This window comes from Legionella worsleiensis (assembly GCF_001467535.1).
Taxonomy (GTDB): domain Bacteria; phylum Pseudomonadota; class Gammaproteobacteria; order Legionellales; family Legionellaceae; genus Legionella; species Legionella worsleiensis.
Genome location: NZ_LNZC01000004.1, coordinates 18,330 through 39,837 on the forward strand (window position 1 = coordinate 18,330; position 21,508 = coordinate 39,837).

Sequence of the window (21,508 nt, forward strand, 5' to 3'; positions counted from 1 at the left end):
ATTCTTCAATACAATATGCAAGACAATAAAATGAGAAGTGTACCAAGCGTCAACCTAAAAATAATAGACATTACAGTTCATTAAGAGCTATATTATTTTTTGGTTGTTTACGGAATCACGAATCAAAAATCGGCAGTTAACTAAATGGAGTTATTATGTCACAGAGCGATTGGCCAGCGCATGATTACGCAGTTGGCTCTTATATTCAGGCATTAGTCGCCGATCAGTATCTTCCTCATCTTAACCTGGCGCCAACAGATAACGTGCTGGATGTTGGTTGTGGTAATGGAGCCTACTCACGAAAAATTCTTAAAAAAGTACCACAAGGTTCGGTATTGGGTGTTGATCCATCAGAAAACATGCTCAAATTGGCACAAGAAGTCACTGCAGAATACCCCAACTTTGCAATCAAAAAAGACAATGTCACAAGCATGAATTTCAAAGAGCAATTTGATTTCGTTGTGTCATTCTGGTGCCTTCAATGGACTACTGATATTTTTAAATCATTTGAAAATATCATTAACGCTCTAAAAAAAGGCGGCACATTTTTTACGTTGTTTCCATCAGGCGATGATCCCTTCATCAAGAGCTATTATGCACTAAGAGATTCTGGCAGATACAGTGCACTATCTGATTTTAAACCGCCAATAAACTACTCACAATTAATTAATCTTAATCAGCAACTTGAACCCTTAAAATGCTCAAAACTCAATATCGAGTTATTACAGCAAACATTGGTTTTGCCTGAACTGGATGTATTTCGCAAGTTCGTCAATGGGATTGCATTTTATCAAGGGCAATTAGCCGAAACAGAGATCAAAGAGCTTAATGAAGCCATGGTTCAGTATTTTGACGCTGAATGTCGAAATCTGTATCAGGGTGAATATCAATTTAATTTTGCAATTTATTGCGTTAGCGGAGAAAAATAAAGCCTGACATCAGAAAAGAGATCATTATCTGCATGTCGGATACAGGATAAAACCTGGTGAGTGCGAACTCAGATGATTTCAGCCTCGCTGTCTGCTAATCGCTTCAATTTATTGTCATTCTTCTAATGTTAATTACAGGACGTTATTATCATGCCAAGAGAAAACCTTTCAGCACCATGTTTCATGACTACCTCGGCTGTACCCGGAACTGTGGGTTCATCAATTAGCGGTGCTCTTGCGGGTACCCAACAATCAGGACGCATATCATCCAGAGTATTGCAAGAAAGTAATATGGGACAACGCAATTCACTGCTGCAAGCACTCAATATTTTATGTGATGGCAATGGCCAATTTCGCAATGAACAGATTCCAGGGTTAAACCTCTTTCCCGATGATCTTCAAGGCTTGCTTGGTTTAATACATCAAGGTGCCGCATCTGCTGTTGAAAGCGCTTTGCTTGGGCCGGTGATGACCGCTTGCCATACTGCGCAATTACCTCTGGACGTCAAAGCGTGTATTGCAGGGCTTTTACATTCAATTGATGATTACAAACCGTTTTCACAAACACAAAGAGCCTCTACGCTAGACAGAGCCCAAGAACTTAAAGACAAACACAATGGATTGTCGGCGAATACTCATGCCTTATGGGCGAACATACATCATATAACAGATCAATTGAATCAAAATATTGGTCGTGATTTTGCGCACCAAGACAGTGCGGCAAAATCCCACAAACTGTTGGCCAAATTCAGTGCCAACAGTGCGGCGGCAAGTTCTTTGGGCACAGCCAGCCTTATGGCTTTTGTAGTAGATACTCTTGGTGCAGCCCTCCGTGAATTGAGTGCTACGGTTGTTTTTAGCCATGAAGAATCAAGTCAACCCAGAGAACATAATGTTTATCAGATCTTCCAGGAATGTTGTGCTGCCTTTTTTCAAAGCAAGAACAGTAACGAATCATTAATGGCTCTGCGCAGGCTTGAAGAGGCGCTTTTAAACTTTGAACATGCTGCAGAAATGCAAGAACACCATAGTGTTACCAGCCCAGCATTGTCGGTATTCATCCGAATGATAACCTCTTTGCCTTTTATAAAATCACTACAGGCAGTCAATTCTTCCGTGCTGGCCGTCACTGCAGCAGAACACGCCTTAACGCAAGATAAAAAAGAATTTTCGCAAAATACTCAAGAGTCTGCGGCTAAAGCAAGTCTTATCAAAGATGTCTCTGGAGGCGATGCGGTGCATCACTCGCAGCATATTATTGATTTTTGTCATCAGGTTGATAAAGCGATTGAGCATATTGATGCCCTACTGCACGAAACCCCAAGACATGAATTGATTGCCTCAAGCGCCATAGGTACCATGCGCAGTCATTCCGCATTGCTGGTCGGATCAAGTCTTATTCCCGGTTTTATTGGCGTGATTGCGCGTGAATTAAGCGGCAGCACCGACTTTACCCGCAATGATCAGGGAAGCGGCGCCGAAAGCAAGGTCGTGTTACAAACCCGCAAGGAGATGACCGGTGCAGATTTGGATGAACTGTTATCCCGAGTATGTGCTCTGCAAAAAAGGCTTGAGCGCTGCGAGCAATTAGGTGTATCCGCTCCTGTCGTCTTGGGAATGGGTGAAGCCATTACATCAGGCTCACTGATTGCTTCCTTAAACGTGGTTGCCGGCATGTATTCTGCTTTGCGGGAGCTCCGGACTTTGGCGCAAAGCCCTAGCGCCCCGCTCCAGCTTGATGAAGCAGAGCGACTCAGGGCTAAAGAGTATGCAGAATCCGTCCTGCACTCTAATCAGGAAAGTGCCCAACTTAGCGGAACAGGCCCTGTATCTGAGCAACTGTCACTGAATCAGCATCTGCATAGTGTGATGGAAAAAGTAGTATTAACTCATCGCTCCTACCGCAATTTTATTCAGCCCCATATGGAACGAAATGATTTAGATTCAGCAGGTCAATCCACCATAGCCTTTTCTCAAGCCAATAGCACCGGATTTTTGTTAGGTTCTTTGGGTACACTGGCACTTGTAGGATTACAAAGCGGCATCAGTGTTAGCGCATTATTTGGCGGATTACGCTACAGTCTTGCTTTAAAAAGAGCCAGTGATGGTGTTGACAAAACACAACTCGATAATGGATGTAAATCCAATCTCAGTTTTGCCTGTAACACCACAAGGCTTGCAGAGGAATCGGCAGACTCCTCTTCAGCGGCTCAATCCAGCTCGCATGCCACATACAGCTTGGCTGAAGCTGCGTTTTCTCGTTCATTAACTGTAGCATTATGTCATTCAGGAGCTTTAAAAGAGATGCTGCGTCGCATGGTCGCAGAAGAACTGGCTGTATTGGAAGACGACAAACAAATACCCGCTCCAGGATATTCAGACAGTGCCCTTGTGTCGGATGCAATGATGCCTCGATTACATGGTCAAATAGCTAAAGTGTTGCGAGATGCAGAAGCACATCATAATCCCATCCCTGGACTGAACGAAGCAATGGCATCACAATTGGCTAAAGTAACACAATCCAGTATTACTGCGGCATTAAGCTCTCACAGCGCACTCATTACACCCGTTTTAAAATCTATAGTCGTTGCAAAAAAAGCCAGTGTGATCCAGGATGAAATGAAACATGAAGGCATTTCTGCGCAAAGCATTATCAGCCAAGTCATCAGCGAATCATTAAACGTGATCCAGGCATTTACTATCAACTTTAAAGACGAAATGCTGCACATGAGAGATCCTATTAAACACAGCTCAACCATTCAACTGTCCGCTGAGTCTATAGCAACCAATACCGTTGCATCTTGTGCCGTGTCTTTATTGTGTGAAGAATTATTCGAAATCTGCTTAAGCCGCTCTCTTACGCTTCTTGATAAAGAAAAAATCACGTTATTCTCACAAAAATCAGGGGAGTTAACCTATCAAGAGGCGTTGTTCGCTCATGAAGCAATAACGCAAGACAGCGCCCTTGGACAAGAGGCGCACTTTAGCCATGCCATTTCGGCTTTACGGTTAACCCTATCGCATTTAGGGGTATCGCTCAAGAATGTAGCCAGCGAAATGGAATTAAGGCCTAATTTGCTTCAGGACGGATTGGATATGCATACGGCACAACGCAGCTTAATACGAGCCATGACGTCAGTATTCAGCCACTGCAGCGCAGCCATGTTAAGTCTTTCCGCACTTTTACCCGTTGCCCCCTTGTCCTCTGCTGGAAGTGTTGATTCATTAAGGGAACTGGTCCATCTCATAGATAAAGAACTGGTTCTAAAGCCCGTCCACAGTAGCGCCCAGTCATCACAAGATTGCGGTTCCGAAAGCAGTTTGATAACGGGTATAGGCACCGATTGCGTTTCCAGCATGCTCTTGACAATCACCAAACTATTATTACAAGCCTCTGTAATGGGTTTGGATACTTCATTGTCTGTAGCCAAAATTATGGAGATCCTGTGTCTTCATCCAAGACCCGATGAAGCTTTAGTACTTGAATTACGCGCCATGTCTCAACCTAATGGCTGCTCGGCTAATGTAAACGAACTGGCACAAAGCAATCTGGTCGCAGGAAGCGTTGCCACAGCAGGAATGTCGCTAGCTAGCCAAACTGGTCATTCTTCTGCGACCGAAGACTCCTTGCGGAGGTTTCAACATGCCGTAGATCAACGTATTGATCAAATTGCTCTTCTTGATGATGAAGAACAGCCCAATACATTAAATTTAAAACGCTTTTACGAACTATTGATTCGGCTGATGGTTGATGGTTCGGGTAGCGATGATGCCTTTAAAGAAATCATACAAAGATTTCACCGTGGCGGTATTATTTTATCAAGCTATCACAGCGATCACGGTGGAATTGTCGAGAGTAAAAGAACGCATAAAATCAACAGTTTGATTTCCCAGAACAGTTTTCAAGGATGTGATGATGCTGATGCAGTATTAAAAACCTTTATAGACAGAGCCTATCATCTGGAACACTCACCGAATTCTCTTCTGGATAAGCTGAAATCGGAATTGCTAAGACACGAACACTTAAGTGAAAAAACGCAACAAAGTTGGGAGTATATAGTCAGTAAAGTTTGTGACCGATTACGTTCCGAGTGCGTTCGCAACAGCCTGTTTAGTCGGGGTGAAAACACTCTCTCCCAGCGAAAAATAGCAGAAAAAAAAGAGAAACTGCTTCATGATTGGCTTTCTCCAAAAGCAGATGATGACGCAATAGTATCGCCAAATAATTCTTTTTAATTTAACCAGGCGGTTTTATGCCAAATGTTCTATCTGCTTCCGACTTCAACGCATTAGTTGATTCGCTTCCTCATGTATTTCGTAATCAATGCATCAACGAGGGTGCTGTCTTAGCGCAAGCGTTCCCCTTATTGAATTTAATTTGTCCTCATAGAGAGGAGCTGAATCGGTTAAGTATAGGACTCAATGCGCCAGAAACTCCTGTCAGTAAGGATTTGGTAAGGCGTTTAGCCCCCATAATTATGGAATTAGAGGGCAATTTTGATTATGACGCCTTATTCCCCTGTCGGCTTCCCATAGTTTTAAGTGAATTCCCCAAACACAGCCGCATCATTAATCAGGCTATTCAACGATTTAATCACATCATAGAGGCCTATCATAAAGGTGAAATTAATACCCTTGCCACAACACCCTTGGAACTCCACTATAAAAACATTCTTACAGCAATTAAAGAACAGGTTTTTTACAAAGACAGCGATTCATTTTGGCAATTAAATTGCGATAACGAATCCTTGTGGCAGTTAATAAGCATGATGGCCGGATGGTCAAAAATATCACCTATAGTGATTCTTAACATGCAACAAAGTAACGCTGCTGCAGCCTCATCAGAGCACACAGAAACAGCAAGCACTATAGAATTTCAGAACATTCCCGTTGCGATTACTGATGCCCCTCAGGAGATCAAACCTGTAAGCAAAAATCCATTTACTCTGGATTACAGTTATAATTTTAATCGAGCCGGGCGCCTGGATACCGAAACAAATTTCTTACTGCTCAATGCATTTGGTATGAAATTTGGTGGACATTTTGATGCCCAGGTCAAATACCCTCCACGTTTTATTCCTCTGGATCAACTGCATGCCATTATTCGCCGCCAACTGTCTCATCGAATGGACGTATGGCCGACTGAATCATTTCAATTATGGTTAGAAACCAGCCTTGTTCAACTTGGGGTTGAATTCATCCCCAAAAACAAAAAGGACAGCTCCAAAGACTTACTAGTTAATCCTTTTTTAAAAGAGCCCATCAGTTTTTTAAGTCCAGAAAAAATCCGGACCGTACTCATTAAAGCGCTATGCAATTTTACCGATGAGGAATTTCAGCCGAGTCACTCTGAACTGGATATTCTGTCACAATATCTGTTTGAACTTCTTCAAGGATTTCAAGCGAATCCAGGATTGGCATTAGGCATTGGCGCAAATTGGGATGGAACCGTAAATCTGTCAAATGAAGCAGGGGCTTATGCGTTTAAATTCAAAGAATCCAGAGCCGATTGGGGTAGGCGATTTAAACAATTAAGCCTACACAGGCAAGGACCTTCTGAAGCGAGAATGAATGCGGCTATTGGAGTTCAATTTGAGCTGCAATCACTCTTAACTGACTTTGACTACATGAGTCAATTGCAACCCTCTGAATACAGGGAGGTTATCTATAATGCTCTTGTTGATAATCTGGTCACAGAACTTTTACCCGAACCCGCCTATTTCGAAAATGACCGGTACCCCAAATACAAAAAGCAGCATATTATCAAGCGTAACGAAAATGGTTTAAGTGAGATAATCAGTTTTTTAGTAGCAAGTAAGCAAGGAACTTTTTTCAAAGGGCGAGATGGTGTAGAAAAGCAAACACCTATGTATCGAAGAGCAGGAACTCTGGACGTTCAGGCATTTCCTAAAAACACAACCTGTAGCGAACAATCCAAAGCCAGTTATGCGGGTAATCCCCTGGGTCCGCTGCACCTGCAATTTACGCAAGCCATGTATCGTAATGTCAGAGGACACATTGTTTATGATCCCATAGCGCCAGATCAATTTCTGGAAGATGCTTTTTATGGTCAGGTTATCCGGGGAGAAAACGAGGACTATCTGCCATTTATGGGCGTTGTTCCCAAGAATTTTGACCGCTTTTTCAAGCAACCCAAAGAACTGTGTGCCTCTTTTGTCATTCGTATGCTGCACTCATCACGAATTATGGAATATTGCCCCACATTTAAGACTACTTACGAGCGCATCAAAACACGATTTTTACCTGACCCGCAAAAAAGCCCGCCTGCCTTGCCCGAATCATGCAACGGCTATTTGGCTGAAAAATACCAACAACTCGTTAATGCGCTGACTAATCCCGATCGCCACTTCACTGAATGTCAAAAGATCTTTTACAGCGTCTTTAAAAACCTAATCTACAGTCTGTATGACTTAGGCCGTGATGATCAACAGTTCAAACAAGGTTTCCTGACTTTTATTCATTCTCTACATGCGTTTTATCCGGCAAGCAAAGCCCAATGCGACAAACTAATCCGTGATCTTACCGTAACGAAACCAGTTGATGTATCTCCTGAGGCGATAACACAATTTGACCTCAGATTAAATTTTTTACGTGATTTGACCGCATATTTTTATCCCCAACCTACCGAAACCCTGGCTCAGGAAATCGCTGCGCAAGCCAAACTTCATGTAAAACCTTTATTAAAAACACAAGCAATAACTGCATATTTTAACTTACAAAAACAAAGCCAACAGGAAAATTTATCAAGAAAACAAACCCCGGGAATGCTCTATGCCGCACTAAAACATGGGGGACCATCAAGAACAGTAGTCCATGATTACGAACAAATGCACAATTATAATTTTCCATCCTACTACCGAGATCCCGATGGCACTCCCCAAGGAGAACCTCAACTCCATGATAGCCTCATCGATTGGGGAGCCAAACACTTGGGTGCCGGCTTACAAATTCTGCACAAATACCATCTTTTTGCACTAATCCACAATCCAATCTATCAAACCTTTACTCGTGCAAAACAACATGCTGCAGCACATCAAGAAGACCGCTTAAAGCCCTTATGGGTATTCAAAGGAGTTCTGGAGGGTTTATTCTGGCACGGAATTATTATTGGATTATGGCAAACGGTAACCACTCCATTGCAAATGCTTGGCGATTTTTTTAATTGGCAATTAGCCTATTTGCATAAAAGCCACAGCAGGGTAATGGAGCATCCTTTAATACTCCCAGCAGCTCCGGCTAATGAATTGAATACCAAAACACAAGCTGCTGCTGATTCTCGTGATCATTTGTTGCGCTTATTACGAAAACGCAATTCCCTGGATAGCAAAAAAAAATCGGTATTTGCCTACACGATAAAACTGATTCAAGTTTTATACCCTCAGCTCAATGCAGACGATCTTACCCTTTGTAATCATCAATTACGCAGCGATTTTCCTATAACAGCTAAAGAATGGAGCACGCTATTTGCGCCCATTTTAAAACCGGCAAAAGATCCCGACTTGTCTGCCTTGCTGCATCGCCACAATGAAGCCATTAATAACAGCCTGATTCAAGCCGTCTATCAAAGCATTACGCATCCGGATTTTACAAGAGAGCAACAAAGCCTGCGCAAACGTATGCAATCAGCCTTTTCACTTAATGCCAAACAAAATGAGGTACTGAAACAGCTTATCGCCTCATTCAAAAATCTATCACCAGAAAAAAAACGGGATTACATCGAATTATTTCAATTTAACGGGTTGCTCTACAAGGCATTACAAAAACGTGATCGACTCATCCAGAAAGTACAAAACTATATGCTGCAAGTATTTGATGAACAATGGATACGAACCCTGCTCTTTAATCACTACATTGACCGGTTCATTACTGAATTAACCCCGCAGACCCTCGAACATACTTTATCCATGATGCCCGATAACTTAAAGTGGCCATTGCACCAACTACTGATATCAAATAATACGCATGACCTTGAGGACTACGCATTAAATGAAAATCAAACGACTTTGCTAATCAAAATACTCGCCATAGTGCGTCTGATTGAACAGCCAGAACACAAAGAAACCTTGTTAAATCAGTGCACCTGGCATGAAGGATCTCACGAAGGCAACATCAGTATTAAAGAAAAAGCCCATAATAAATGGGCTCAATTTGCAAAAAGAGAACTTAACCATCAGCTCTTATCCTGTAGTGAGGTGGAACACATTATCAACTGCCTCAAAGATCACCTGTCGTCTTATGACGATTTAATCCCCCTAATCAACAGATTAGAGCATAATTACCGTTCATTAGACACCAACGAAAGCCTGGATTTATTCTATGAAACAAGCTGTACATTAAAACACAGAGTGCATGAATATCTGTTGATGCAGCCGAAAATTCAGGTGGAGAAAGCGAAAACCCTGCTTAAAAACTTTTTGAACATTACCATGAATGCGGTAATAAACGCACGCCTGGATCAGATGGAAGTACTGGATATCGGAATAACGCAAAATCCATTACTCACAAGCCAAGCCATAGAAGCATGGTTAACCGCTCTCCAACGCAATAACCGTCATTTGCGCTCTCTTTTGGAACAGCAACTGCATCAAGCGCCCTCATTGGATCATACTTTGTGGCGCTGCAAATGTATTTTTCAAGTACTGGAACAAGGACATCCAGAACAACGAGTCAAAAATACCGGAATGCAAACCTTATTGCGATACTGGAGCCAACATAAAGACAATGTGACGCTTAGCGGAGATCATTACATTAATCCAGAACCCAGCAAATCCAATAAAAGTACTTATGCCAATTTATTCAATGATTCAATAACCATGCACCATGCCATGACACGAGTGAGGGATAAATTACCAAGACTGTCCATTTTCAACGCTCCTCGTAAAATGGAGCCTGCTTCAGCCAGTGATAGTGCACAACATACCCCGACATAACGACTTAAAATACAACTGAGCGCTTCTATGTTTCGCTTGATTATGCGTTCATTTTTAATTGCGCAAAATGCCGTTGTCTATGTTTATAAAGCAAAACTGAAATGAGCCAACTGAACATAAAAACAGTAATGATAAGGTATCCAAGAAAATCAAAATGACTGTTAATCTCTTTAACTAAATTCCAAACCCCGCCATTTGCCTTAATCTTAGGTGCAAGCAAACCAAGAACCTCGACAGTACCCAAAAAAATTGCGACAAGCACCGAAATCAACGTGATGGTTGCGTTGTAATAAAGTTTTCGTATCGGTTTCACAAAAGCCCAACCGTAAGCGCTGACCATAAGCATACTGTCTGAGGTGTCTATCAGGGTCATTCCTGCGGTGAATAATGCGGGAAAAGTTAAAACAGACCATAAGGGCAAGCCATGCACAATTTCAGTGGCGGTAATCCCTAATAAGATAATTTCACTTGCCGTGTCAAAACCAAGTCCAAATAAAAAACCCAGAGGATACATGTGCCAGCTGTGGCTTATTAATCGAATGAAGTGTCGAAAGCGACTGGTGCTAAGGCTACCACTGCGACTTATCCACTGCTCTATCTCTTCTCGATGACCGCAATGTTCTCTGTTCACTTGCCGGAGTACTCGCAAAACAGAAATAAACAAAGACAAATTAATCAAGGCGATAAATAATAAAAATAATGCAGAAACAGATGTAAACAAAACACTGGTTATTTCCTGCAAGCGGGTGATATTGCTTTGCAATACAGCAGTGGTTGTGAGGGCAAGACCAACTGTTGCCACAAAGACAACTGTTGAGTGACCAAGTGAAAAAAATAAACCTGCTGCAACCGGTTTTTTACCTTCCTGCATCAATTTACGTGTTACGTTATCTATGGCGGCAATGTGATCTGCATCAACCGCATGCCGTAAACCGAAAGTATAGGCCAATACTGCCGTACTGAACAAAACAGGATGATCATGAAAAACATAAAACGTCCATAGCCAGACTAAAATATGATAAAGAAATAAGACCGTGTAAATGCCCATAATTTTACTGCGCAGGCCATCACCAGAGTCGCTAAACATTGTACGCAGATAGCGGTGCATCAAAAATACCTTTCAAAAATTCATCGTAAAAAACGATACAGGCGCCCCTCACACGACAGACTCAAAAAAAAGAATAATCACCTCGCCCCAAAGAGGTTAACGGGCAATTTTATCAGATTTCAATGCAATAAGTGATTTAGCCATATCCTGAGTAAAAGAATTTAAATTAGAATTCATACTTTCAACCAAGGCATCTACCGTAAGAATGGCAGTGTGCAGGTGATAATAACGATCATATTTTTTCAGGACATTATCCTGTCTTGAGATAGAGTAACTGGCACGCAAACTACTGTCACCGTGCTTGTCTATCTTAAATTCAGCGATATCTATTTGGAGCGTGTAATCAGGCTTAAAATCGATATCCCAGGGAGCGTCTTCTATAACGATACCCGGTATGAGTGTATTTAAATTAGTCTTAATGACTCCCTTAATGTTTTTATCCAGTGATTCGGCCCATTGATGAAATTCATCCAGGGTTACCCGGTTTAACCCGTCATGAATCACCAGTTGCGGTTTTTCAGTAAACGCAGGTGTATGAATGGGCTCAAGGCCAATAGTCAAAAAAGTATGCCCGGCAACAGGCACTGATTTGAATGGAAGAGGATGTAACAAGTAAAATTCTGGCTGCTTGCTTCGCCCACAAGCACACAGCATGAATCCCAAGACTGTAATAACAACCAACCGACTCATGCTCATCGTTTACCTCGCAGCAAAGACTCAGGATTTCGTGATAAATAATCGGTCAAATTTTGAGTGGAGGAGGCAGCATCTGCAATTTTTTGCATGGTCAAACTAAAGTAGGTCATGGCTGGAGGAAGGTTTCTATCCATACGCATCGCCAATAGGGACATATTATTACTCATGGCCTGGATGGACTGAATTAAATCACTCACCTCTTTGGACGTAATCAGTGTTTTAAAGGCATCAAAGGACAATTTAGCCGATTTAATGGAGTCATCAAGAGTCGTGGATTTTTCAACACGGCTTCGGGTAGGGAATACCGGATAGCCATTAAAAAAGATATCATTGGCTGGTGTATAAGTATCCATTTTCACGAGTTCAATTTCTGCATTACCGGTTATAAAATTCGGGGTCGAAACCTGAGCAACGTAGCCGTTATCGATTAACAGATGAATGGGATTTTGTGTAAATCCAAGATTTTTTTCTACAAAAAACTGGACATAAACAGGAATCCTTACCTTATTCATTGTTTTGTTTTCTGTTATTTCTATCAGTTTAACCTCACCAATTTTGACACCTCTGTAAGTAACAGGAGTCGTTGAGTTTAAACCTTTCAGGGATCCCTTGAAAAACATCACATACATTTGTGAGCGGGCATGAATGAATTCTTGATAAAAAAAGACGGCCGCCATAGTCATCAAGATGAACGCCCCCACAACGAACATACCTATTGATGTGTAAAATTTTTCAGAACGCATCTTTTTCCCTAAAGATTGATAAAAATAATTGAGACACTACTTACCGTTAACCACAAAGATCCACGCGTTAAAATTCGCGAAACCGCTCTACGCAACGGCACATGTCGAGTGGCAACCATGTAATAGTAATATCCTGCCGTAAAACTGACAATGGAACAATACAGCAAAGTTTTAGCAACTGAACTAAGAAAGACAAATACGGTTGTGGTTCGTTCCAAATCCAGTAAGAACATATAATTACTTACATTAAAAAAATTATGGAACGTCAAATACATGCTTAAAAAAATAATTAATATCAGATAGATGTATAGTAATAATCCCGTCGCATTGACGCCAATAATGATTGGCAGGATGTATTCCAGAATGACATCCTGTGGGGAGCGCTGCAATTTGGTAATTTTAATCCGGGCGTTAATGATATTCAAAGAAACCTGCACACATAAAACAAAACCAATGATTATGGGCAAGAAGTCCTGAACCAAAAGTGTTTGTGCAATAGACAGCGCTTTATCCTGTATATTGAAATTCTGCAAAACCGTATAACTGTTAATCGATAAGGACATGGTCATTAACGCACAAATGATAATCAGGGGCAGGACTAAAGAAACACCGGAGTAATACAGAATTTTCCATACATTTTGCCAGGAAATGGACAAATTTCGGGTAACGATATTTTTGATGCTGTGACTTAAATGGCCAATAAAACTTAAAAAAAAGTAAACAGACCTTATAAACCGTATAAAATAAGTCCCAATGCGATTAAAAACATACATTATAAAATTGTCCCTATCATTATTTGTTATCCTTAAGTGTGTTGCAGTACAACCAATCGGATTAATCAGCAAACTTCATTTACTGGTTAAATCAATTACCCGCTTAACAAATGTTGGGCCAGGATCCGTTTTATCCGTTTGGTAGGCCGGATCTTTTTCAAGCCAAAGAGGTGTGTTTTTATAATCAAGGTACTCATTGTGGCCAATAACATGGCGAATAGTAGGGTATTTTTTCTTTAAATAACACACCAAAAACGCATTCGCTTTTACCTGTTCTGCCGTTAAATCATCGTTACCGTCCACGCCGCCAATATTTTCTATGCCTATGGCATAATGATTTAGGCCAATGACATGCCGAGCCATCCAGGTTTCAGGCATCAGCTGATAAATGCGTCCATCTCTATCCACTACAAAATGGCTTGAAACATTTAACTCACCGGGGAGATCATTTCGCCTTGGTGAATTAATGGGTAACTTAGGCGAATCAAATATTCTAAATGTAACATCCAGTGATGGGATACACGTCCAATGCAACACAATCATTTTGGGCTCAATTTCGATGGACTGGGAATCGATGCCATAATGAGTGAGCTGGTAATCACGAGTCAGGGCTATACGTTCCTTGCCAAATTGAATGGGTTTTTGATGAATGATTTGCGGATCATGGCATGAAAACGCATAGGCAAAGCGACATATAAAAAATAACAGCGACAAAATAATATTCATCACGGGAATAGGCTCGCTAAAAGGAACTCATAATGAACTGATTATAAACCTTAAATTTATGAATAAGTTAGTAAATTAGAGTTCTATTTTCATCTCATTTTACAAAATGACCTTTTTAGACTAAATAATAAACATGTACCTTCACTTAGAGCACTAATGAAAAAATGGACCGGGTTACTTGCATCTTTATTAATACTCGTTTTACTTGCTTATTACTTCATGGGATTTTTGGTAGAGCGCACCCTCAACAAAAATGTTGAGGCATTGTATAAGACACCTTTAGCAAGTTTAACCCTCAAGAATTACCAACGGGGCTGGTTCTCATCATGTGCTAGCCTTGTTTTAGAAATGCACATACCTGCTCAGCAAGTTACCGATGAAAACGGAAACATAAGAAACAACCTTCCGGTGGATTTAAAGATTCAATTCCCGCTGGCTATCAATCATGGGCCATTCGTGATAACCGACTCGGGGATGCGCTTTGGCTTAGGATATGTATCGACCAAACCGCAAACACGTTATGGCGCATTATTAAACTACAGTAACGATATGGTGTTTAAGTATTCGCTACCCGCAATTATTACCCAAGGCAAAACAGGCTCTCAGGATTATCAATTCGAATGGTTGGGGCTTAGAGCCGTTCTTAAAATATCGCCGGGTATAAATAAAATTAAAGGTTCTTGGAACATCAATGGCTTCAACGGCGAGGCAAATCATGTCTCCTTTAAACTGGGTAAAGTACAGCATCATTTTGAATTGTACTATAAAGATGGGTTGTGGACGGGGCAAACTCGTTTATCCATCCCCTATTTCACGCTCAGTACGAATAATACTCAAGTCATTGAAATAGACCAGTTTAAACTGAAATTAGGATCAGATATCAATGATAAGCTGTTGGATTATAACGTAGGACTAAAACTTAAGAAATTATGGGTTAACAATCAGATTTACGGGCCTGGATCGCTCAAGTTGAGTATAAAAAAACTGGATCCATCCGCTATGGCGAATATCAACCGTTTGCAGCGAACCATGTTAGAAAATAATCAACATCCTGAGCTCAATATGCTGGCCTTGCTTGCCGAGTTACCCAAACTGTTGTCCAGAGGCTCAGAATTTGAACTGTCCGAAATGTACTTAACAGTACCTCAGGGAAAAATAACGGGTAACCTGAAGATAACCTTACCACCAAACGACCTGAACGATCCCGCACAAATAATCAAAAAAGCATATGGCGAGGGACAATTCAAAGCACCGGCAGCGACTGTTAAAGCACTCATAGCCGCATCATTAGCCAATAATTCTCCAGATGACCTGACGCAATCCAATGATGCGGCTCAGGGAGTCACAGCACGAGATCCCGTACCGGAATCCCCAAAAGACGCAATTGCGGTTAGTAATACTTCAACCACTGAAAATCAAGTAGAAAACATCTTGAAAAAATACATCAATCAAGGTCTTTTAAAGGTTGAGGGAGATTATTACATCGTGGATATTAAAATAGAGAATCAACAATTGTTTATCAACAAAACACTGTTTAATCCCGAAATGCTAAACCAATAACATAAAAAAAGGCCAATCGCCGGGCTTTCTCTCTTAAGAGAAAGCTGGCGATTTATGTTTATGGTCTTTGTTTAACGATGCGCTGCCGTCATAAAATGATCATAAATGGCTCGACTGGCCAGTGCAATTGCTCGACTCCTTGAATAATCACTGGCAGCCTGGGATTTGACGTAAACCGCAATCGCAATATGTCCTTTGTTTTCGGGGAGAGTGATAATTCCCACATCACTGGCAAATCGAAACAGTTTTTTTGAACCCGGATAGTTTAAATAATCCTGTTCATCTATCGCCCAAGTGCCTGTTTTATGTGCCACTTTAACATGACTCGGTAATAAACCTTTAATTCTGCTGCGGCCTGTTCTGCACTGCTCCATGATATTAATCAATATTTTAGAACTGGATGCCGAAAGGGCTTCTTTTTTATATAACTTGACCAGAAGTTTTGCCATTTCATCAGGCGTGGTTGTATCACGTTTGTCCTTTTCAAAACGCTGCCAAGCCAACATTTTATTTTTAAGTGGAATGCTGTTGAATATTTTTTTCCAGGAGTAAACGGAACGAGGTGTATTCATTAACGCATGATCTACATGATTGGTATCCATAAACATCTCAAGAATGGAGCGGTTAATTAAAATATTTTTAAAACCAAGTTCATACATCCATTTGGTTACATACTCAGGACCATTCACCGTATGCAAAATGGTATCACTTGCACTGTTATCACTATCAGTAAGCATGTATTTGAGAATTTGCTGCATTGACATACTGATTTTTTTTCTTTCACAGGCATGATGTAAAGATCCTGACCCAGGAACAGCATTACTTAACCCCAATTTGATGATACGATTTAAAGAGTCCTTTTTTTGGTCTACTCGATGCAAGAAAGCCATGGCAATGGGCAATTTGATAGTACTTGCCATAAAAAATCGCTGGGTACTGTTGTGAGATATAACCTTATTATTTTCAATATGAATGGCTGAAATACCGATTATTGCATTGGATTTTTTCTCTATAGCTGCAATTTTTTTGGCTATCTCAGCATCGCCTTGGGCAGCAAATGCCTTAAAAGAACTCAGGAAACAAAAAAGAGCATACAGAACAAAAAGCCCTGTTTTCATGAGTACGGTTTTTGGAGCAAATAATGTAATATTCATAAAATACTCTTTATCCCTGGTTCATTATTCATCGAAACCCACCCCTCTTTTAATACCATTATTTAATAATTACACTAAATTTAGTAGCACTTTTGCGGATATATTTTTTGCAGGAGCAATCACCATTACTCCTTTAATGGAAATGACTAAACTCAGGGGATGTTCACGTAGTAAAGCTGATTGCACATCGAATAACAACAACCGCTTACTCAGAGAATATTTTTTTACTGCAAAACACAATCGTCAGCACATGCCTTCCAGTTCACCTGTTCAAGCGCATTACTGGTAATCCTGACTTTCGTTAGATTACGATGCGAATTATCCAGTAAAATAACATGTGCCGCAGTCACATGCTTACCCGAATATTTAAGCGCAATTCCTGCGATACCCAATTGATGCAAGGGACGATATTCCAGAATGTCTTTATGCTTTAAATAACGCCCAAAATAATAATCTTTAAAATCTGGGCTATCCATAGCAATGTACCCTTTCTTTTTTGCATCATAACTCTGCAGCTGTTGCAGTGAGCTTATAAAATACAGTTTATTACTTTTGGGTACTGCTTTTAAAAAAATAAGCGCATCGCCATTCAGCAAGCTTTGCGATGTTACCGAGCGATGTCGGCCATCATAATCAAAAGCCAGTACGGTTGAATTTAAAATTGGGCCTATTCGATGTGCGGGGCTTTGTTGAAAAAACAAATAAAACCCTATCCCTAAAATAAAAAAAAGCACTAGTCCCTTCAATCCCATAATCATCCTTAATGAATAGATACCTTCCTGGCGTTTCGCAAATTCAGTACAGTGTATTGAAATTTAACTGTATGGAAAGCCCTAACCCATGAATAATTATAGCTTATTTTATGCGTCAAGAAGCGAATATAAGTCGCATGATCCCAGATGGATATTAGGGTGTGTTGACAATTGCTCCCGCCTACGTGCCTCGACTTGTTCGAGGCATCCAAGAGATCTCGATTAAGAACAAATTTCCTCATACAGATCACGCCACTCGGGATTAAGATCTTCAATCAAATTAATTTTCCATTGTCTGCACCAGTTTTTAAAACGTTTTTCACGTCGAGCGGCTTCCAGGTAAGTTGAATGCATTTCGTAATAGACCAACATAGGAACAGTATACCGAGCAGTAAATCCTGATATTAATTTATTTTTGTGCTCCCAAACCCGTTTGATCACATCAGACATTGATCCGACATATAGAGTGCCATTGCGCTTACTCGCCATCATATAGACGTAAAATACGTTCATTTATTCTTCCTTGTTATCGAGTTTTGGATTCGCTTGAATAATATCATTCAAATTGAACTGATTACAGAAGAGTAGGCTTGTCATAAATCCTTTGTTGTAGCATGATTTCGCTCTTTTTAATCAACGGATTAATGCCTTTAATTTGAGCATCCTTGGATGCCTCGGACAAGCCGAGGCACGTAGGCGGGGGGGCAATTGTCAACACGTATAAGGGAGGATGAGCCCATATCATTGCCTATTTTTTAGACAAAAATTGAAGGATGACAGCGATAACGCCCTAACACTCACTCTAATTACCTGATTTGGCAAAATGACACGCAGCGCAAAGACCTTTTATTTCTACGGTACAATTAATAATTGAAAAATCGATGGTGTTAGCAGATTCTGTTACAGCACTAAAATCAATAACACACTCCAGTTCTTTAACAAAATCACATTGATTACAAATAAGAAATTGAGCTTGTCCCACGTGGTGTCCATGCAAACAGGCAACATAAGACTTAAGACTGTCTATACAATGAACAAAGCCTTCCTGATGCCAGAACTGTATGGCTCGATAAACCGTCGGCGGTTTAGGATTGACCATTTCCAAAGACAATCGCTGTAATATATCGTAAGCGCCTAGCGGTTTTCTCTCATCGACCAAAATTTTGAGAACACGCTCCCTTGGCTCTGTAAATCGGTAGCCATGGTTCACACAATGTTTGTATGCTCTATCCAACAAATGATGCTTCATCAACGGTCTATACTATGGGTTTAATTATCTGGACGTTTTATTTTATCACACTCTTGATATCAATGAACGCAAATCACACCAAGAACTCTGCACCTCTCATAAATTCAATATAGTGTTTAAAAATTATGTAGTCTTACTTGCTCTTTAGCAATTGAGTGTTATATTATAACACTTTTGAAGGTTGCCTTAAAAAATCTTCATCAGGCTCTCTCTTATCATTATCAATAGAGGAAAAGCATGTACTATTATAACTTTCGCTTTCATCTTTCTGATGAAATGCACGATCTTGAAACGGCAAACATTGAAGGAATTTTGAATGCTGCTAAGGAGTTAGGCGTAGTACGTATTGCCATAGACAACAGCAAAACTCACAAAAGTCTTAGCGTATTGTCTGCATCCAAAGACCAACACTTGGTGCACAGACAACTTAGTGATCTGCTGTTAAAGGAAAAAATTGTTTTAGATGAACTTTTAGAGTCGGAACGGTTTGCGAACACAGAAGAAAAAAAAGAAAAACATCATGCCCACCATTCCCCAGTAAAACAGACCAAACAGACGAAGACACATTCAAAAAAAACGAAAAAAACTCACCACCATAACCATAACCATAACCATAACCATAGCCATAGCCATAGCCATAGCCACCATCATGACCATGATCATCATGAAAATCATTGGCTAAAAGCATCGCTAGGATTAATCTGGGGTATAGGCTTACTTATCCTGTCTATTGCCAGTTTGAACATCCCTTTAATCGCCTATTACGTCATCACCGGACTGACTGCCTTGATGACCCTGTATCTGGGGTGGTCTGTATATCAATCTGCCTGGAACAACTTAAAGAAGCTTAATTGGGATACCGCAACCCTTTACACGATCAGTACGTTAACCATAGTAGGGGTATCTATAACCAGTATGTTTGTTCCTGGATTGCCAATGATGTTTGAGGCTGCTCCTTTAGTATTAGGCTTTTGGCACCTGGGCGAAGGAATAGAGCATGGCTTGATTGATAAAATCAATAAAAAACTCGATGTTAGAGACTGCCTAAACCCCTTGGTTCAGTTAAAAGGGCAAGCCAATAAAGAAACGTCTATCAAACAACTCATGCCAAACGACATCATCATTCTTGATAAAAACGAGATAATTCCTGTTGATGGTATAGTCACCCGCAAAACGCTGCTCTATACCACTCGCATTAACGGCTCTCCCAAGCCACGCTGGTTTAATCCAGGAGATAGGGTAAAGGCAGGCATGCAACTGGCCGAAAGTGAGTCCTCTTTAGAACTGCGTGTTACAAAAACATTTCAAAATTCCTTTCTTTCATTAATCGCCAAAAATGTGAATAAAGCCAATCAAGAAAAAGCGCCAATTGAGCTCTTTGCCAATAGGGTACTGTACTATTTTATTCCGGGGTTACTGGGCGTTGCTTTAGTATCTGGATTAACTATTGGTTTATTATTTACCCCCGCTATTGCGATCCAATGTGTTATCTCGGTACTGGTGAGCGCCTGTCCCTGCGCTTTAAGCCTGATTACACCCCTGGCAGTTAAAATTGGCATGAATAAAACCTCGGAACAAGGGATCCATGTAAAAAACGGTAAAACATTACAAGCCGCAGCGGATATAGACACTGTAGTTTTTGATTTGAATGGTACTCTCACTGAAGGCTCTATTGCCTTGGAATCCATCCATATTTTGGATGAGGAATTATTGGGGCAAATTGCGCTTTTGGAAACGCAATCGCCTCATCCAGCAGCAAAAGTTATTGCGGCATATATAAACGAAAAATACCCTGGCGTGAGTGAATCATTAACCCTGACCTCAGTCGATACAAGCCATCACTCGGGTATTAAAGGCATCATCAATGGGGAGCAATTCATTATTGGCAACAACAACATGCTAAAAGCCAATAACATCACACAAATCAATGCACCATTCGATAATCCTGAAAACGGTTCCATTTACCTGGTGCGAGGAACAACTGTTATCGGTCAAATTGCATTAACCGATCCTTTACGTTCAGATGCGCTAGCCACGGTAAGCCAGCTCAAACGCCTTGGTAAAACAGTGCATCTTTGTACAGGAGCAGATCAAGCAACAGCAGAACGATACGCTGCTCTTTTAGGCATAGAGAAAACCAACATTGCAGCAAATACAGTGGGAATTTCGACTGAACCCGATAAACAATCAAAAACACGTTATCTCGAGCAACTGCAAGCCAAAGGATGCAAGGTGGCTATGGTTGGTGATGCGGCTAATGATCTTGCAGCCATAGCGTCTGCTGATATCGGTATTGCGGTTAAATCAACCATCGGTGATTCCATCACCCAAAACGAAGCTGGCATAGTGTTAGAACAAGGAACATTATTCCCTATTGCCTCAGCATTTGATGTGGCCAAAAAAACCAAACAAACTATTTTTCAAAATCTGTTCTTAAGCCTTGCCTACAATACAGGGATCACTCTAGTTGCAGCAGGATTGTTTGTTGCCGTAGGTTTTGCCTTGAATCCGGTGCTGGGGGTTGCGTTAATGGTGATTGAATCAACACTGATTTTAGCTAATCTTTATCGTTTCAAACAACAAAATAGTCTTACCCTTGCATCAGCAAACAAACCAGTACCCAAGTCAAACCACGTTGATAACTCGACTACGCACATACTAAACAGTTTAAATCATCGTTCTCAACCTGATTTAGATTTACTCAAAACCCACGGCTCATTCTCTGCGCCGGTTCACACATCAACCGTGTTTACATCAGAAACACAAAAAACCTCCAGTAAGAATTTAACTGACGTGGATACTGCCCTTCTCAGTAATAGCGCTACACAGTATGCTTGAATAAAACAAAGAGCCATTCCCTAATGTGA

At 40.8% G+C, this 21,508-nt stretch carries 14 protein-coding genes; 5 read left to right on the top strand and 9 right to left on the bottom strand.

The window, feature by feature from the left end:
* The first annotated feature begins 155 nt into the window (after window positions 1–155).
* From Lwor_RS02685 to Lwor_RS02695, 3 genes are all read left to right on the top strand, one after another.
* Entirely contained in the window at window positions 156–929 is a 774-nt protein-coding gene (locus tag Lwor_RS02685; RefSeq protein WP_058492365.1) for a class I SAM-dependent methyltransferase, read from the top strand.
* A gap of 150 nt (window positions 930–1,079) precedes the next feature.
* Window positions 1,080–5,165, top strand: a complete 4,086-nt coding sequence (locus Lwor_RS02690; RefSeq protein WP_058492366.1) for a hypothetical protein — start codon at window positions 1,080–1,082, stop codon at window positions 5,163–5,165.
* Between the two features lie 17 nt (window positions 5,166–5,182).
* Window positions 5,183–9,880: a hypothetical protein gene (locus tag Lwor_RS02695; protein WP_058492367.1), complete on the top strand. Its 4,698-nt coding sequence runs from the start codon at window positions 5,183–5,185 to the stop codon at window positions 9,878–9,880.
* A 40-nt stretch (window positions 9,881–9,920) separates the two neighbouring features.
* On the opposite strand, the gene Lwor_RS02700 is transcribed toward Lwor_RS02695, so the two are convergent.
* The 5 genes from Lwor_RS02700 to Lwor_RS02720 all read right to left on the bottom strand — a co-directional run bounded on the left by Lwor_RS02700 (window position 9,921) and on the right by Lwor_RS02720 (window position 13,926).
* Window positions 9,921–10,988, bottom strand: a complete 1,068-nt coding sequence (locus Lwor_RS02700; RefSeq protein ID WP_058492368.1) for a HoxN/HupN/NixA family nickel/cobalt transporter — start codon at window positions 10,986–10,988, stop codon at window positions 9,921–9,923.
* A 96-nt stretch (window positions 10,989–11,084) separates the two neighbouring features.
* The gene (locus Lwor_RS02705) at window positions 11,085–11,684 is read right to left on the bottom strand and encodes a PqiC family protein (protein WP_115090977.1); all 600 of its coding nucleotides are present in this window, start codon (window positions 11,682–11,684) and stop codon (window positions 11,085–11,087) included.
* Window positions 11,681–12,427, bottom strand: coding sequence for an MlaD family protein (locus tag Lwor_RS02710; RefSeq protein ID WP_115090979.1), 747 nt, complete (start codon window positions 12,425–12,427; stop codon window positions 11,681–11,683). Before Lwor_RS02710 ends, Lwor_RS02705 begins: the two co-directional genes overlap by 4 nt.
* Window positions 12,428–12,435: 8 nt before the next feature.
* Window positions 12,436–13,200 carry an ABC transporter permease gene (locus Lwor_RS02715; RefSeq protein ID WP_065235831.1) on the bottom strand — a complete coding sequence of 255 codons (765 nt, stop codon included), beginning with the start codon at window positions 13,198–13,200 and terminating at the stop codon, window positions 12,436–12,438.
* Between the two features lie 75 nt (window positions 13,201–13,275).
* Window positions 13,276–13,926 (bottom strand): N-acetylmuramoyl-L-alanine amidase, encoded by a 651-nt coding sequence (locus tag Lwor_RS02720; protein ID WP_058492370.1) that lies wholly within the window; start codon window positions 13,924–13,926, stop codon window positions 13,276–13,278.
* A gap of 156 nt (window positions 13,927–14,082) precedes the next feature.
* Here Lwor_RS02720 and Lwor_RS02725 point away from each other — a divergent pair, with 156 nt between their 5' ends.
* A complete protein-coding gene (locus Lwor_RS02725) occupies window positions 14,083–15,486 on the top strand; it encodes a YdgA family protein (RefSeq protein ID WP_058492371.1) in 1,404 nt (467 codons plus the stop codon).
* Window positions 15,487–15,557: 71 nt separating this feature from the next.
* Here Lwor_RS02725 and bla read toward each other — a convergent pair whose 3' ends face one another.
* The 4 genes from bla to Lwor_RS02745 all read right to left on the bottom strand — a co-directional run bounded on the left by bla (window position 15,558) and on the right by Lwor_RS02745 (window position 18,641).
* Window positions 15,558–16,640: a class A beta-lactamase gene (bla, locus tag Lwor_RS02730; RefSeq protein ID WP_238584608.1), complete on the bottom strand. Its 1,083-nt coding sequence runs from the start codon at window positions 16,638–16,640 to the stop codon at window positions 15,558–15,560.
* 224 nt (window positions 16,641–16,864) lie between these two features.
* Window positions 16,865–17,392, bottom strand: coding sequence for a hypothetical protein (locus tag Lwor_RS02735; RefSeq protein WP_058492372.1), 528 nt, complete (start codon window positions 17,390–17,392; stop codon window positions 16,865–16,867).
* 222 nt (window positions 17,393–17,614) lie between these two features.
* The gene (locus Lwor_RS02740; protein WP_058492373.1) at window positions 17,615–17,905 is read right to left on the bottom strand and encodes a GIY-YIG nuclease family protein; all 291 of its coding nucleotides are present in this window, start codon (window positions 17,903–17,905) and stop codon (window positions 17,615–17,617) included.
* A gap of 289 nt (window positions 17,906–18,194) precedes the next feature.
* Complete coding sequence (locus Lwor_RS02745) at window positions 18,195–18,641, bottom strand: Fur family transcriptional regulator (RefSeq protein ID WP_058492374.1); 447 nt, start codon at window positions 18,639–18,641, stop codon at window positions 18,195–18,197.
* Window positions 18,642–18,878: 237 nt separating this feature from the next.
* Between Lwor_RS02745 and Lwor_RS02750 the strand changes: the two genes are divergently transcribed.
* Window positions 18,879–21,479 (top strand): heavy metal translocating P-type ATPase, encoded by a 2,601-nt coding sequence (locus Lwor_RS02750; RefSeq protein ID WP_083501563.1) that lies wholly within the window; start codon window positions 18,879–18,881, stop codon window positions 21,477–21,479.
* Window positions 21,480–21,508 lie beyond the last annotated feature (29 nt).

What these genes read in the sequence shown, in the direction of transcription:
- Lwor_RS02750 (WP_083501563.1), top strand. Translation starts at nt 18,879, where the DNA reads ATGTACTATTATAACTTTCGCTTTCATCTTTCTGATGAAATGCACGAT.
- Lwor_RS02700 (WP_058492368.1), bottom strand. Translation starts at nt 10,988, where the DNA reads ATGCACCGCTATCTGCGTACAATGTTTAGCGACTCTGGTGATGGCCTG.
- Lwor_RS02720 (WP_058492370.1), bottom strand. Translation starts at nt 13,926, where the DNA reads ATGAATATTATTTTGTCGCTGTTATTTTTTATATGTCGCTTTGCCTAT.
- Lwor_RS02690 (WP_058492366.1), top strand. Translation starts at nt 1,080, where the DNA reads ATGCCAAGAGAAAACCTTTCAGCACCATGTTTCATGACTACCTCGGCT.
- bla (WP_238584608.1), bottom strand. Translation starts at nt 16,640, where the DNA reads ATGAATATTACATTATTTGCTCCAAAAACCGTACTCATGAAAACAGGG.
- Lwor_RS02715 (WP_065235831.1), bottom strand. Translation starts at nt 13,200, where the DNA reads ATGTATGTTTTTAATCGCATTGGGACTTATTTTATACGGTTTATAAGG.
- Lwor_RS02725 (WP_058492371.1), top strand. Translation starts at nt 14,083, where the DNA reads ATGAAAAAATGGACCGGGTTACTTGCATCTTTATTAATACTCGTTTTA.
- Lwor_RS02735 (WP_058492372.1), bottom strand. Translation starts at nt 17,392, where the DNA reads ATGGGATTGAAGGGACTAGTGCTTTTTTTTATTTTAGGGATAGGGTTT.
- Lwor_RS02705 (WP_115090977.1), bottom strand. Translation starts at nt 11,684, where the DNA reads ATGAGCATGAGTCGGTTGGTTGTTATTACAGTCTTGGGATTCATGCTG.
- Lwor_RS02695 (WP_058492367.1), top strand. Translation starts at nt 5,183, where the DNA reads ATGCCAAATGTTCTATCTGCTTCCGACTTCAACGCATTAGTTGATTCG.
- Lwor_RS02710 (WP_115090979.1), bottom strand. Translation starts at nt 12,427, where the DNA reads ATGCGTTCTGAAAAATTTTACACATCAATAGGTATGTTCGTTGTGGGG.
- Lwor_RS02745 (WP_058492374.1), bottom strand. Translation starts at nt 18,641, where the DNA reads ATGAAGCATCATTTGTTGGATAGAGCATACAAACATTGTGTGAACCAT.
- Lwor_RS02740 (WP_058492373.1), bottom strand. Translation starts at nt 17,905, where the DNA reads ATGAACGTATTTTACGTCTATATGATGGCGAGTAAGCGCAATGGCACT.
- Lwor_RS02685 (WP_058492365.1), top strand. Translation starts at nt 156, where the DNA reads ATGTCACAGAGCGATTGGCCAGCGCATGATTACGCAGTTGGCTCTTAT.